The 14,973-nt window shown below is 39.6% G+C and carries 13 protein-coding genes; 4 read left to right on the top strand and 9 right to left on the bottom strand.

Annotation, left to right across the window (positions count from 1 at the left end; translation table 11 throughout):
• Position 1: 1 nt before the first annotated feature.
• Together AC0JIQ_RS00885 and AC0JIQ_RS00880 are read right to left on the bottom strand one after the other, a co-directional pair.
• The gene (locus AC0JIQ_RS00885) at positions 2-1,300 is read right to left on the bottom strand and encodes an FAD-dependent oxidoreductase (RefSeq protein WP_474202355.1); all 1,299 of its coding nucleotides are present in this window, start codon (positions 1,298-1,300) and stop codon (positions 2-4) included.
• A 429-nt stretch (positions 1,301-1,729) separates the two neighbouring features.
• Positions 1,730-2,596: a pirin family protein gene (locus tag AC0JIQ_RS00880; RefSeq protein WP_474202354.1), complete on the bottom strand. Its 867-nt coding sequence runs from the start codon at positions 2,594-2,596 to the stop codon at positions 1,730-1,732.
• A 288-nt stretch (positions 2,597-2,884) separates the two neighbouring features.
• Here AC0JIQ_RS00880 and ycaC point away from each other — a divergent pair, with 288 nt between their 5' ends.
• Both ycaC and AC0JIQ_RS00870 read left to right on the top strand, forming a co-directional pair.
• Positions 2,885-3,511, top strand: a complete 627-nt coding sequence (gene ycaC, locus AC0JIQ_RS00875) for an isochorismate family cysteine hydrolase YcaC (protein WP_474202353.1) — start codon at positions 2,885-2,887, stop codon at positions 3,509-3,511.
• Between the two features lie 69 nt (positions 3,512-3,580).
• Complete coding sequence (locus AC0JIQ_RS00870; protein ID WP_474202352.1) at positions 3,581-4,507, top strand: LysR substrate-binding domain-containing protein; 927 nt, start codon at positions 3,581-3,583, stop codon at positions 4,505-4,507.
• A gap of 74 nt (positions 4,508-4,581) precedes the next feature.
• Here the strand turns inward: AC0JIQ_RS00870 and ssb are convergent, their stop codons facing one another.
• The 3 genes from ssb to AC0JIQ_RS00855 form a co-directional block, all read right to left on the bottom strand.
• Positions 4,582-5,163 carry a single-stranded DNA-binding protein gene (gene ssb / locus AC0JIQ_RS00865; RefSeq protein WP_336938445.1) on the bottom strand — a complete coding sequence of 194 codons (582 nt, stop codon included), beginning with the start codon at positions 5,161-5,163 and terminating at the stop codon, positions 4,582-4,584.
• A 51-nt stretch (positions 5,164-5,214) separates the two neighbouring features.
• The gene (locus AC0JIQ_RS00860) at positions 5,215-6,579 is read right to left on the bottom strand and encodes an MFS transporter (protein ID WP_034602552.1); all 1,365 of its coding nucleotides are present in this window, start codon (positions 6,577-6,579) and stop codon (positions 5,215-5,217) included.
• Between the two features lie 151 nt (positions 6,580-6,730).
• Positions 6,731-7,813 (bottom strand): DUF475 domain-containing protein, encoded by a 1,083-nt coding sequence (locus AC0JIQ_RS00855; protein WP_005156777.1) that lies wholly within the window; start codon positions 7,811-7,813, stop codon positions 6,731-6,733.
• A 170-nt stretch (positions 7,814-7,983) separates the two neighbouring features.
• Here AC0JIQ_RS00855 and tenA point away from each other — a divergent pair, with 170 nt between their 5' ends.
• Positions 7,984-8,652 carry a thiaminase II gene (gene tenA, locus AC0JIQ_RS00850; RefSeq protein WP_474202351.1) on the top strand — a complete coding sequence of 223 codons (669 nt, stop codon included), beginning with the start codon at positions 7,984-7,986 and terminating at the stop codon, positions 8,650-8,652.
• Between the two features lie 44 nt (positions 8,653-8,696).
• Here the strand turns inward: tenA and AC0JIQ_RS00845 are convergent, their stop codons facing one another.
• The 4 genes from AC0JIQ_RS00845 to AC0JIQ_RS00830 all read right to left on the bottom strand — a co-directional run bounded on the left by AC0JIQ_RS00845 (position 8,697) and on the right by AC0JIQ_RS00830 (position 11,753).
• Positions 8,697-9,431 carry a hypothetical protein gene (locus tag AC0JIQ_RS00845; protein ID WP_474202350.1) on the bottom strand — a complete coding sequence of 245 codons (735 nt, stop codon included), beginning with the start codon at positions 9,429-9,431 and terminating at the stop codon, positions 8,697-8,699.
• A 313-nt stretch (positions 9,432-9,744) separates the two neighbouring features.
• Positions 9,745-10,098: a DUF1304 domain-containing protein gene (locus AC0JIQ_RS00840; protein ID WP_474202349.1), complete on the bottom strand. Its 354-nt coding sequence runs from the start codon at positions 10,096-10,098 to the stop codon at positions 9,745-9,747.
• Positions 10,099-10,169: 71 nt separating this feature from the next.
• Positions 10,170-11,147, bottom strand: coding sequence for a zinc-binding dehydrogenase (locus tag AC0JIQ_RS00835; protein ID WP_474202348.1), 978 nt, complete (start codon positions 11,145-11,147; stop codon positions 10,170-10,172).
• A gap of 3 nt (positions 11,148-11,150) precedes the next feature.
• Complete coding sequence (locus tag AC0JIQ_RS00830; protein ID WP_474202347.1) at positions 11,151-11,753, bottom strand: TetR/AcrR family transcriptional regulator; 603 nt, start codon at positions 11,751-11,753, stop codon at positions 11,151-11,153.
• Between the two features lie 367 nt (positions 11,754-12,120).
• On the opposite strand from AC0JIQ_RS00830, the gene uvrA reads away from it, so the two are divergent.
• Positions 12,121-14,952, top strand: a complete 2,832-nt coding sequence (uvrA, locus tag AC0JIQ_RS00825) for an excinuclease ABC subunit UvrA (RefSeq protein WP_474202346.1) — start codon at positions 12,121-12,123, stop codon at positions 14,950-14,952.
• The last annotated feature ends 21 nt before the right edge of the window (positions 14,953-14,973 follow it).

Genomic DNA, 14,973 nt, shown 5'->3' with positions numbered 1-14,973 from the left:
TTTAATAACCCAGTTCTGGCGCAACTGAAACTTTCGGTTTAAGCCCAACGAAAGGTAATGGTGCACCTAAAATTTCAGAAATATGCATCGCCGAGGTCACTGCAGATTCTAAAATTGGTAATCCATCACATGACCACGAACCACAATAAAACACTTTACGATTGAGGTCTAAATGACGTTGTTGAATTTGTTTATTCAATGCAACCGTCTCTGAATCTACAACAGCACGCGTGAGCTGTACTTTAGAAATAATTTTCTTAGGGTCAATATCAATTACAGGGCACCAAGTTTGGAATACGGCATTTTTGCCGACTAGGCTTGGTTCAATTGAATTAATCCACACTGTAAATTGCTGACGACTAAAATTCCGATCCATCATATAACTTAATACTGCCCAATCTTTACGGCGTTGTGGCATCACGATTGGATCGGTGTGAATAACCAAATCACCTTGTTCAAAACGGAACTTTTTCAATAATGCAATATCATCTGCAAATTGTGGTTGCTTCAGAAAATTTTCAATGGCTGGTGTTGGTGTTGCAATAACAACTCGATCGAACAATTGGCTTTCACCTTGTCCATTTTCTACCAAAATCTTATCACCTTGCTCTTCTACTTTCTCAACAGGTGAGCCGCTATGGATATCAATTCCATCAATCAGTCGATTCACAAGTGCAGGTGTTCCACCTTTCATTCGTAATAAAGCTTCACCTTCAGTCAACTGACGAACAAATTCTAATAGGGGTCTAGCCGGCCACTCACCAATCGTTTTTGGATGGCATGTGCAAATGGTATAAAGCACTGGCATTACCGTACCGTGCCAAAACACTTCCTCAATATGGTATTGATTCATGAACTCAGCTAGGGTGATGTCTTGATTATCTGATTTGAAAAATTGATGCACAGCTGTTTTGAGTTGTAGCATCCCTTTCACCAGACGCCAACCATATTGCTGTATGCCTTTACGGTTATTAATAATTGGGAAATTTCCAATCCGGCTACGTGAAGTTGTTAGCCAAGTATCTGTTTTATCTTCAAATAACCAACTACAAGCCATAAATGTACGCACAGGGAACGTTTCTATTCCCAAATAGCTGGCTAAACTTAAGGTATTTTTCCAAAGTTTTGGGTTCATCACACGTAATGGTGCGTCAATTAAGCCCCCATCAAAGTCTATACTGTGACTGTCCATGCCGCGCCCAGCAAGTGCTTCGAATATCGTTACGTTATGTCCTGCATCATGTAGGATTCTGGCTGAGGCAAGTCCTGCCATACCACTGCCGATAATTGCAATATCCAAAATTATGTCCCATCAGTTGATGATTTTTCTTGATTATGACTGATAGTTAACCTAAATACGGTATTAAAAAATACCAGATTCTGCATTTAAGCTAGACTTTTGTCTTAATGTGGCCATTCACTTATTGTTACATTTTAACACACTTCTTATTTTAAGCTTAACTCAATGATAATATTAACTATATTGTTCTACACATTAAATAAATATACAGAACATTCTTTATTTTTCCATTTTTACCTTGTTAGGGGCTTTGCAAAGCAAAAATTTAGCGCTATTCTGATTAAACAATAATCAGAACTGAGTCACATAATAAACTGGATAATAATAAGTGACCTAATATTAAAAAAATCAATAGAGAACCTTATAGCGAAAGCCCATAACTCTAAAGGAGTTATGGGCTTTCTTATATGTAATCAAAATCAAGATAAATTAGCGATCCATCACACCAAATTTACCACGATTGAAATCATTGATTGCATCCATGATTTCAGCCTTATTGTTCATCACAAATGGACCATAACCCTCAATAGGCTCATTTAAAGGTTGGCCTGTTAAAATCAAGAATTTACTGTCCTGCTCTGCTTGGATCTTAAAATCAATCTGTTCACGGCTGAGCACCACCAAGCTTGGAGCCTCTATCGTTTGCTCATCATTTAAAATCAGCTCACCAGAAAGTAGCACCAACAATGTTGTATGACCTTCAGCCACATAAAATGTGTGTGCTTGACCCGCCACAATTTTACCATCCCAAACATTGACTGGACTGAACGTTGCAGCTGCACCAATTGTCTCTTGATATTGCCCAGCAATCACACGTAATTCACTCCCTACATCATCTAAGTGAATACTTTGGATATCTGTTGCTTCAATGGCTTGATATTTTGCAGGTGTCATTTTCGAATGAGCTGGCAAATTTACCCATAATTGCACCATTTCAAACAAACCACCTTGATGAGCAAATTCAGGGGAATGAAATTCTTGGTGTAGAACACCACCTCCAGCTGTCATCCATTGCACATCACCGGCTTTAATTGTGCCACCGCCACCACTTGAATCCTTATGTGTCACTTCACCTTGATAAGCAATCGTCACGGTCTCAAAACCGCGGTGCGGATGTGTACCAACTCCTTGTTGAGCAGTTGTTGGTTCAAAACGGTACGGCGCTGCATAATCTAAAAGTAAAAATGGACTAATCGTTTGTCCTAAACGATCATAAGAAAACAAGTTGTACACAGGGAAACCATCACCGACCCAGTGCATGTTTTTATTTTGATAAATACCAAGAACTTTCTTCATTTAGTTTCTCCTATTCAGGCAGAAATTCTTTTCTTAAGATTCATTTTACGCCTTGATGATCAACGCTTATAGATATGGATTAACAACACATTATTCCATAAACAGGACAATCCTAAATTTAATACACAATTAAGTAATATATTAAAATCATCATCCTATTTTCAGTATTGTTAATCTCAATATTTAGACTTCATCACTCTCTAGAATTTCACTAGCATCATTTCAGGTAATAGGAAAAAGATGCTTTCTTTTCATATTTATTTTTAACAAAAACTTGAGGATGCAAAAATGGGAAAAGGCTATATTCGTTTAGATAAAGACAATGCTGCCGTACTTTTAGTTGACCATCAAACAGGTCTACTTTCACTGGTTCGTGATATTGATCCAGATAAATTTAAAAATAATGTATTAGCGCTGGCTGATGCAGCCAAATACTTTAATCTCCCCACCATTCTCACCACCAGTTTTGAACATGGTCCAAATGGTCCTCTAGTCCCAGAACTCAAAGAAATATTTCCTGATGCACCGTATATTGCCCGTCCTGGTCAAATCAATGCATGGGATAATCCTGACTTTATTCAAGCTGTAAAAGCAACAGGGAAAAAACAATTGATTATTGCAGGTGTGGTCACAGAAGTGTGTGTCGCATTTCCTGCGCTTTCCGCGCTAGCAGAAGAGTTTGAAGTTTTTGTCATTACCGATGCATCTGGAACATTTAATGCCTTAACACGCGATGCTGCTTGGGATCGTATGTCCAAAGCAGGCGCACAACTCATGACATGGTTTGGAATGGCATGTGAACTTCATCGCGACTGGCGTAACGATATTGAAGGTTTAGGCGCTTTATTTTCCAATCATATTCCTGATTACCGCAATTTAATCAACAGCTACGTTCAAAATACGTCACAAAAATAAATCGTTCACTGAAGATTAGAAGTGTTGATGCTATTCTAATCTTCATCTCATTATAGGACTGAATTTGTCTTGATCAATTCATTTGATGACTTTCATTATTTTTACTCGGTCGTGAAACATGGCGGATTTAGTGCTGCCAGTGAAGCAGAAAATATCAGTAAATCCAAACTCAGTCGCCGCATTATTGATTTGGAAAATAAGTTTAATGTCAATCTGATCCAACGAACGACACGCCATTTCAAAGTGACAGAATTAGGGCAAGAGTTTTATGAAGAATGTTGTAAGGTGATTGCACAAGTTGAATGCGCTGAAAATGTGTTGCTAAAACAAAAAAGTGAACCACAAGGTCTGATTAAGATCAGTTGTCCTCCCCTCATGATGCATTTTCAAATCAGAAAATTACTGAATCAATTTTTAAAAGATTATCCAAAAGTTGAAATTTCTTTAGAGCTGACGAGCCGCCGCGTTGATATTCTACATGATGATATTGATATTGCGATCCGAACAAGCTTTGAACCGAATCAGGACTCGAGCTTAATTGTGCGAGATGTGATTCGAACTGAGCATTGTCTGGTTGCTGCTCCAGAATTGCTGCAAGGTCAACAAGTTCGACATTATTCAGAATTACAACATTTTCCAAGCGTAGCTTTAGGGACTCAAAAAAATCAATATTTTTGGCATCTATGCCATGTAGAAAATGATGAAACCGTTGATATATCTTACCATCCACGCATAAAAAGCAATGATTTAGCAGGCGTTTATTATGCTGTTCGTGATGGTTTAGGTATCGCAGACCTGCCTTATTTAACCGTTCAAGCTGATATTCAAAAAGGACACCTTATCCATATCCTGCCCGAATGGAAATCAAATCGGGGCACCGTCCAATTGGTATACGCATCACGTAAAGGGCAACGTCTTGTGGTTGAAAAACTTATCGAAACATTAATAGACGGTCTTCGGGAATTGGCAAAAACTGACAATGGTTACGCTTTGTAATATAAAATTAAAAATATTTTTTAAAAATAAAAAAGGCATGAAACCAAGTTCATGCCTTTTTTGAATCAGAAGATTTAGAATGGTAAATCGTCATCTAAATCCGCAGGGGCTGTCGCAGGCTGAGGTGCTGATTTTGGTGTATTAAAACCATTTCCTGCTTGTGGACTACCTGCATAATTACCTTGATTACCACCAGCAAAGCCACCGCCTTGACCATAACCATTTTGGTTGTTGTTATAACCCGTATTTTGGTAACCACCACCTTGATTATTGTTATTAAAACGTGGTTGATTAAAGTCACCGCCGCCTTGTTCACTTTGTTGACGCGTATCTAACATCTGCATTTGATCGCCACGAATTTCAGTACTGTAACGCTCTTGACCGTTTTGATCTGTCCATTGACGAGTACGTAATGAACCTTCGATATAAACTTTTGAACCTTTACGCAAATATTGCTGTGCAATTTCACCTAAACGGTTGTGTAACACAATACGATGCCATTCTGTTTGTTCTTTACGCTCGCCTGTATTTTTATCTGTCCAAGACTCACTTGTTGCAATCGAAAATTGAGTCAGGGATCCACCATTTGGAAAAGTTTTTGTTTCAGGATCTTTACCCAAAGTACCTACTAAAATAACTTTATTCACACCACGCATTAGCTGTCTTCATCCTATGTATTTCTATGTTTTACTTTATAAGAGTTATGTTTAAATGGCTACCTCTTTGCCAATCAAGTGCGTTAAATCTTGTCGCCCAGCATCATCTATACACTGTTTATCGACTTTAATATAAGCAACTTGTTGTTCAGGCATCACCACGACTTCTTCAATACCACGAATTGCCAACAATTTTGAAGTCCATTCATCCGTTTGTGTCATTTGAGGTAGAGGCAACACAATTGAAGACAAATATCGAGGTTGAGCCAGCCCAAAGCTGACCAACAACCAAAGTATAGCAATCCCAGAGAGGACACTCCACCCAAGTGCAGTATTCTGTAACATCAAAAGCTGTCCGCCCAAAGTACCACCAAAAAAAGCACCTAAGAATTGACTACTGGCATTTATTCCCATCGCAGTTGCTTTAGATTGAATAGGTGCAACTTTCGATAACCAAGATGGCAATAACGCTTCCATGACATTGAAGGCGATAAAGAAAATACCAAGCCCTGCGAGCAATACATACTTTGATTCATAACCAAAAATAAGAATCAGTAAGCCCACAATAATTCCAGCAATTGCTGATAAGAAAATACCACGCATTTTGCGATATTTTTCAGCAATAATAATACTTGGAAAAGCAAAGAACAGACTCAGCACCAATAATGGCAAATAAATCAAACCATGTTTTGCCAGTGGAATTTGTGCATATTCAATCAACTGAGAAGGAATATAAATAAACATTGCCGTGAGCAATAAGTGCAGAGAAAAAACAGAGACATGTAGGCGATTCAGATCGCCCATTTGAATGACTTGTTTCAACTGCGATAAATAACCTTGTTGGAAATTACGATGATGTCGGGTGACTTTAGGCACGAGCAATAACATCAAAATCGCAGCCAATCCCATAATCGTTGTCACGAAAAATAGCCCAGAAATACCGACTAAGCTAGTGAGCCAAGGCCCTAAACTAAATGCCACCACGAAAGACAAGCCAATACTCATCCCCATCGCTGCCATGGCTTTGGTCCGCTGTTCTTCACGGGTCACATCGGCCAGTAAAGCCATTACTACGGCTGAAACTGCACCTGCACCTGCAATTGCACGACCAATAATCACACCATAAATTGTGTCAGATAAACCTGCTATCGCACCACCAATCGCAAATAAGAGCAAACCAAGCACAACCAATGGTTTACGACTAAAACGATCAGCCAACAAGCTAAACGGAATCTGCAAAATTGCTTGTGTTAAACCATAGACCCCTACAGCTAAACCAATGAGGGCAGGCGTGGCATATTGATAAGATTGTCCTGCCACTGAAAAGACAGGAATAATCATGAACAAACCCAACATGCGTAAGGCAAAAATGCTGCTTAAGGCAAAAGTTGAACGGCGTTCTAAAGCATTCATTATTGATAAGACACTATAACTGGCTTAGCGAATTATAAGCGATTCGCTTAACAAGGTTGTAAGTAGATTATGAAAAACACAATCTTTAGGAGAAAAAATAAAGGAGCAAATCGTGCTCCTTTATTTAAAATATATCACTTAGCTGAAAATAAGCTTAAGAAGCTTGCTGTTCTCGCTTGCTATATTGAATAGATGCGATCACAGCCCAAACGATAAAGGCAACCCCGATCAGGCCTGTTACAACTTCAGGTACATGTAAACCTGTACCACTTGCGATCATGATAAATGCCAAAGCGCCAATCGCATAATGCGCGCCATGTTCCAAGAAAATATAAGCATCCAATGTGCCTTTTTCAACAAGATAGATGGTCATTGAACGGACAAACATTGCGCCAATCGCAAGACCTAACATGATAATGACAACATCACTGGTAATCGCGAATGCACCGATCACACCATCAAAACTGAACGATGCATCTAGGACTTCAAGATATAAAAAGCCACCAAAACCAGCTTTCACGACACCTGAAGCAGCCCCATTTGCATCATGCGTAACCGCATTACCATTTTCATCAATCTCTGGCTCACCACCGAGGAGATGACTAAGTACCTGTACGCCAATATATACGACAATACCCCAGATCCCTGCCATGGTCACAGCCAAACGTACAGACTCTTCAACATTGGCTGCCATAATAATCATGGCAATCAATGCGAGAAAAACAGACATTGCTGGCACACTAGCTAAATTCGCTAATTTTGCTTCTAACCACTTAAACCAATGCGTTTCTTTACCATCATCAAAGAAGAAGTTTAAAAACACCATTAATAGGAAAGTACCACCAAACGCTGAAATTTCAGCATGATGTGCCATTAAACGCTCTGAATAGGTTTTTGGATCATTCAATGCCATTTTAGCGACTTCAATCATGCCCATATCTGCCGTCACAGCGACAATAACGACAGGGAAAATCAAACGCATACCAAACACGGCGATTAGAATACCTACCGTTAAAAAAATCATTTTCCAGAAATGATCCCAATTACGTAATACCGAAGCATTTACCACAGCATTATCAAAGGATAGTGAAACTTCCATTACTGCCAAGATCGCAGTAATCGTTAATGCTTTAAGCATTGTAGCTACGCCTGCTTCAGGACCATGCGTGTAGCCCCAATAGGCAGATAGTGCTAAGCACACTACCGTAAAGAATATAGAAAAACGAAAATGCTTCATGAACAGCCTTATGCGAAATCGTTGAGTTATAAAATGTAGCTATTGTAGGCGAGTTTCGACCCAAAAAGAGAAAAGATTGTTGGACTTGTTTGGCAAAAGAAACCATCCAAACCAGACTCTGTTATAGTGCTGAAAGATTTCTTTTATATGTACTTTAATAGGTTCATTTCATGACGTTTTCTCAAGATGTATGGCAACGTAATCACGATTTATATCAAAAAATATTAGCTTTACCATTCAATCAAGAACTAGCTAAAGGGACTTTGGATCGTAAAGCTTTTTGCCATTATGTGATTCAAGATGCTCACTATTTACTAGCTTATGGTCGTGCACTTGCTGTAGCTGCGGCAAAAGCCTATGAAGCAGATGATGTGATTCAATTTTCTGAAGCAGCAAAAATTGCGATTATTGTAGAACGTAGCCTGCATAGTGATTTTATGCAGGAGTTTGACGTCAGCAAGGCTGAGTTTGAAAGCACACCATTAACACTTGCCTGTCACCATTACACTTCTTTTTTAACTGCAACGGCTTGGTCAGAAAGTTATCCTGTGATCTTGGCAGCATTGCTTCCCTGTTTTTGGATTTATGCTGAGGTTGGTAAAGACATCGTAAACCAATCTGTTCCTAATAATCCATACCAAGCATGGATTGATACCTATGCAGGTGAAGAATTTAATACGGCAGTGCGCAATGTGATTGCAACTGTAGATAAAGTGGCAGCACGTTGTGATCAAGACACTTTGGCGAAAATGCATGCTGCATACACTATGGGTGCAAAACTGGAATGGTTGTTTTGGGACAGCGCGTATCAACAACGTCAATGGGTAGGTTTAGATTAAGGTAAATATATGGAGGATTTAAATCCTCCTTTAACAATAACTTTTTATGCTCTTTTTCTTTTTAAAAAAGCTATTATACCCATTAAAGCAGCAGATGCTAAAAAGACAAAGACCTTGATTACTAAAGAATTAGAGAAAGATGAGTGACTAGCATTCGCCTGTGTTTTAATACTAGTTTCTTGTATTTCTCCAGCATTATTTCCAATCACCAACTTCAATAACTGAGGTGTTTTTACACCTTCACCAACAATCATATAAATTGCCTTAATATCAAAATCTCTAGGATTATGAATACTGAAACTAATTTTCGCTGGTTTTTGCAGATTATATTCTGGAATCCAATCTAAAATCTGTCCATATACTCGAACATTATTCGTTTGACTAACATTAGGCTCCTGGATTTTCTGTCCAGTCTGCTCTTCTATTTCAGAAACTAAATCATTGAATTCATTTAAAGAATAATTTTGACGGACTGGTAAATCATTCGCAATCAAAGTAATATTTTCGACTGGTATCTTAGGATGATTTTTTGCAATTAGTCCCTCCCCAGTAACCGTCAAATTTGCTTGAGTGTGTGCTCCTGCAGATTGAGGAACTCCAACTACATAAAATGCTGTCCACAACTGAGTACTTGGGTTTAAATCTTTTAATTCAGATTGATAGTTCTGATCAGGATTTACATCGATAACCTGATTAAAACCACTAATTTTAGTTTCTTCAGCAAAAGTACCGTCCGTGAAAAATAATACACATACAAATAGCATCATCCTTTTTGACATTATTCTTTACTCATTATTTATATATATTTAATTTTAATTTGTTTATTGATGAATAAAGAAACAGTTTTTTAATTATATCAACTAGTAGTGACTAAAAGTGGCAAATATTAGCACTCTCTTATCTTTATTTACCAATAATGCTTATTACAAATAAATTCAATATTTTTAATTTAATTAAAAACTCTATACAAAATAAAAAAAGCCCCTCATGGGGGCTTAGTCGTATATCGTGTTGTCCGATATACTGTATGAGGCTCATCTCAAACTGGCTGCATTAAAACATAAATCAGATCGAGTGAATACCTTTAATTGCTTAAAAAAAGTTAACCGCAATTAAGGCAAGCAATGCGGGTACGGATTGGATATAAATAATTTTTTTGCTTGCAGTCAAACCACCATAAATACCTGCAATCAACACACAGCCTAAAAAGAAATTCGCCAAAGCCGCCGCATAGGTTTCAGGTGCAATTAATGCCCAAAACAAACCTGCTGCAAGAAACCCATTATAAAGACCTTGATTCTGCGCTAAAACTTTAGTGAGCTGAGCTTTTTCCAAACTATTACCAAAAGCTTTTAAACCATAGGGCTTATCCCACAAAAACATTTCCAGTACTAAAATATAAACATGTAAGACAGCAATTAATCCTACGAGCAGTTGTCCAATCATCTCATTTTCCTTTTTATTTTATGACTCAATATCAGTAGACCAGCCTCACGACTGGTCATCTGTTTTCCAAATTAAGGCTTTAATAACACTTTGCCCTGACGCGCACCCTGAGTTGCTTTCAGTGCAGCCGTTTTAATGTCATCAAAACTAAAAACACCTTCCACAGGTAAAACTAGTTTCTTTTGTGTCGCAAGCGTTAATAACTCAACAAATAATGCCTTTTTACGCTCTGCTGGCATTTCTTTATTGACTACACTTGCCCAAAAGCCTTTCACTGTAGCCTGTTTGAAAATCAAATCACCCGATGAAATCTGCATGGTTTCACCCGTCATGCTGCCAAATGAAACCAATACGCTATTTTCACTCAGTAGATTCAACATTTCACCACTCGCCACTCCACCAATTGAGTCCACGCCTGCAATCAATGGCTGATCAGCATGAATCGCTTTGACTTGTTGCTTCCAATCCGCTTGATCCGTGGCAACTATATGTTGAATGCCTAAAGCCTGCATTTCGGCAATTGCATCGGTACGACGCACAAGATTAATCACTTGCAAACCACGCGCCTGAGCAATCATCGCCACGGTTTTACCCACCGCACCATTGGCTGTGTTTTGAATCAGCCATTGCCCTGCTTGAACATTTACAAAGTCGAGTAACATCAAAGCACTTATCGGCATCCCGATCAATTGCGCTGCTGTTGCATCATCAATCGCATCATTTAAAGGAATAATGCTTTGCGCAGGCGCAATAAAATATTCTGCCCAACTACCATGTACACCAGCAACTGCAACCCGTTGCCCTAATTTACTTTCATCGACACCTTCACCTATAGCGTCGACGATACCGACTGCTTCACTACCACCAATTGCAGGTAAAGTTGGCTTATAGCCATAACTCCCCCGCACCGTCCACACATCGTGATTATGGATTGGGGACATAATCGTTTTAATACGGACTTCACCTGCTTTAGGCTCAGGTTTCGGCATATCACCGAATTCTAAAACATCTACAGGTTCGCCAAATTGATGATGGATAATACTTTGCATGATTTACTCCTGTATTGGTTGTAACAGCTGTTTGGTGGTTTCTAGAGCCAGATGCAGCGGTGCTTTGTCTTGTGCCAATTTGGTCATCAAAGCAGCCCCTAACCAAAGCTGATACATCACTTGAGCTGTTTTAAATGGATCAAGATGTGTTGGAATCGAACCTTGCTGCTGCCCTTCTTGCAATAACAGCGCCACGCGTTGCGTGAGTCGATGCACACCTAAATTTAAAATCTGTCGCATGTCTTCTGATAAATCAGAGACTTCAGCCGCGAGTTTGACAATTAAGCAGTTTTCTGCCCAACTGCCATAAATTGGATCGTCAATCCATGCCTGCCACAAAGCCATCAAATGTGCATACGCACTTTGTTCAGTGTGCTGCCAGAGCTGTTCGACTCGTACTTTGTAATCCGCCATATACTGTTCTAATAGGGCACAACCAAATGCCTCTTTAGATGCAAAGTAGTGATAGAACGAACCTTTTGGCACGTCACAGGCTTTTAAAATTTCTTGTAAGCCAACTCCCACAAAACCTTTACGCAATACCAATTCAAAACTGGTATCCAAGATATGTTGTCGAGTTGCTTCACTCTTGATTGATCGTTTCATCGTCACACTATAAATTAATATTAGACCAGTCGTCTAGTAAATTTATGTATTTTTATTCTGCAACAGCTTTACGGTAGTAAAATCAGAAAAGGAATGATAAAAATACAACTCGGTCAGTATGTGATACTCGTTATCAATGTGATTTAACCGTCATAATTTGTCGTTTTAAATATTTTTATACCACTTGAACAATTTTAAGGCGCTATCATATAAGACCCATTCAACAGCAGAATGCTGCTCAGAAATTATTTTAAATTGTTTAGTACTGAGCTTTCTTTCAATACATTCAACTTAAATAATGAATGATCTATGAGATTGCTGTTCAATGTATTTTGATCTTCTATTTGCATATTACTGAGATGTTTTCATGAGCCAAAGTCATATCCGTATTCGAGGCGCACGTACCCACAATTTAAAGAATGTGTCACTCGATATTCCACGTGACAAATTTGTGGTGATCACAGGGCTTTCAGGTTCAGGAAAATCATCCCTTGCATTTGACACTTTATATGCTGAAGGTCAGCGTCGCTATGTCGAATCACTTTCAGCTTATGCACGCCAATTCCTTTCGCAAATGGAAAAACCTGAAGTTGACTCAATCGAAGGTTTATCGCCTGCAATTGCGATTGAGCAAAAATCAACCAGTCATAATCCACGTTCAACTGTAGGTACAATTACCGAAATCTATGACTATTTACGTTTGCTCTATGCACGTGTAGGAACACCTTACTGTCCTGAACATGATCTACCGATGGTGGCACAAACCATTTCAGAAATGGTTGATGCGGTAAAAGGATTAGAAGAAGGTACAGCATTGATGTTACTCGCACCTGTGGTGCGTGAGCGTAAGGGTGAATACACCCAATTATTTGAACAATTACAAGGCCAAGGTTTTGTCCGTGCCCGTGTCGATGGTGAAATCATTGATATTGATACCCCACCTGAACTGGATAAAAAGAAAAAACATACCATCGAAGTCGTGGTCGATCGCTTTAAAGTCCGTGACGATCTTGGCAATCGTATCGCAGAATCGTTTGAAACCGCATTACGTCTAGGTAGTGATATTGCGGTGTTGTCGTGGATGAATGGCGAACATCCTGAACGTGTGTTCTCTGCAAAACATTCATGTCCTGAATGTGACCGTGCCGTAGCTGAACTCGAACCACGTCTGTTCTCATTCAATAATCCATTCGGTGCTTGCCCTGTCTGTGATGGTTTGGGAACTCGTAGTCATTTCAGCGCAGAAAAGTTGATTCCAAATCCTGAAGTATCCATTAGCCAAGGTGCAATTCGGGGTTGGGACAGACAACGTCCGTATTACTACACCATGCTGCAAAAAGTAGCGGATCATTTCAGTATTGATCTCGATCAGCCTTGGAATAGTTTAGATAAAGACACCCAAAAGAAATTTTTACAAGGCACAGGCAAAGAGAAAATCGATCTCAGTTATATCGATGAACGAGGTCGTAAACACAGTCGCATACAAGCCTTTGAAGGAATTTTGCCACATTTAGAACGTCGCTATCGTGAAACTGAATCGAATTATGTGCGTGATGATCTCGCACAATATTTATCAAATGCAGCATGTGATGCCTGTGATGGTTCACGTCTAAACGAAATTTCACGTCATGTTCGTGTTAAAGATAAGACCATCGCAGAAATCACCAAGATGTCGATTGGTGATGCGGAAAACTATTATCAAGACCTCAATCTTGAAGGGGCTAAAGGTGAAATCGCCGATAAAATCTTTAAAGAGATTCGTGAGCGTTTACACTTTTTAGTCAGTGTTGGCCTGAATTATCTGAGCTTGGCACGTTCGGCTGAAACACTTTCAGGTGGTGAAGCACAACGTATTCGTCTCGCATCGCAAATTGGTGCAGGCTTAATGGGTGTGATGTATGTATTGGATGAGCCATCTATTGGTCTGCATCAACGTGATAATGATCGTCTATTACAAACCTTAATTCGCTTACGCGATCTCGGCAATACCGTGCTTGTGGTTGAGCATGATGAAGATGCAATTCGTGCCGCGGATCATATTATTGATATTGGTCCTGGTGCAGGAATTCACGGTGGGGCAATTATTGCTGAAGGAACGTATGATGAGTTGGCAAACCATGCTGATTCCCTTACAGGTCAATACCTCTCAGGCAAATTGAAGATTGAAGTACCGAAACAGCGTACTCAATCACCTCGTCCAGATGAAGTCATTAAATTGTCTGGCGCAAGCGGACACAACTTACAAAATGTCGATCTTACCATTCCACTCGGCATTATGACCTGTGTGACTGGGGTTTCAGGTTCAGGAAAATCAACGCTGATTAACCGTACCTTATTGCCTTTGGCTGCGACTCAACTGAATGGCGCAACAACGCTGACCGCAGAGAAGTTTGATTCGATTGATGGCTTACAGCATCTCGATAAAGTGGTCGATATTGACCAAAGTCCAATTGGTCGTACTCCTCGTTCGAATCCTGCCACGTATACGGGTTTATTTACGCCGATTCGTGAATTATTTGCGCAAACACCTGAAGCCAAAGCGCGTGGTTATAGTGCAGGTCGTTTCTCGTTTAACGTGAAAGGTGGACGTTGTGAAGCTTGTGAAGGCGATGGCATGATCAAGGTGGCAATGCACTTCTTACCTGATATGTATGTGCCTTGTGATGCTTGTCATGGCAAGCGTTATAACCGTGAAACTTTAGAAGTCGGTTATAAAGGCAAGAACATATCAGATGTGTTAGAAATGACCGTTGAAGATGCAGCTGAGTTCTTTAATGCCATTCCTGTGATTCATCGTCGTTTAGATACCTTAATGCAAGTGGGTCTGGGTTATATTCGCCTAGGTCAAGCTGCAACCACGCTTTCAGGTGGTGAAGCACAACGGGTGAAATTAGCGCGTGAGTTAGCAAAACGTGATACAGGTAAAACCTTATATATCTTGGATGAGCCGACTACAGGTCTACATTTCCATGATATTGCCAAGTTACTCGACATTTTGTATGAGCTACGCAATAAGGGAAATACCATTGTGGTGATTGAACATAATTTGGATGTGATCAAAACTGCCGATTGGGTAATTGACCTTGGTCCTGAAGGTGGTTCTGGTGGCGGTCAAATTATTGCAGAAGGTACGCCTGAGCAAGTGGCTGAAGTTGAAATCTCACATACAGGTCGTTTCTTGAAACCAATGTTGAAATGATTTTAATGGGCTCGAAAGAGC

The organism is Acinetobacter sp. FB (assembly GCF_056033405.1).
This window is presented reverse-complemented; position numbering and strand designations above follow the sequence as displayed.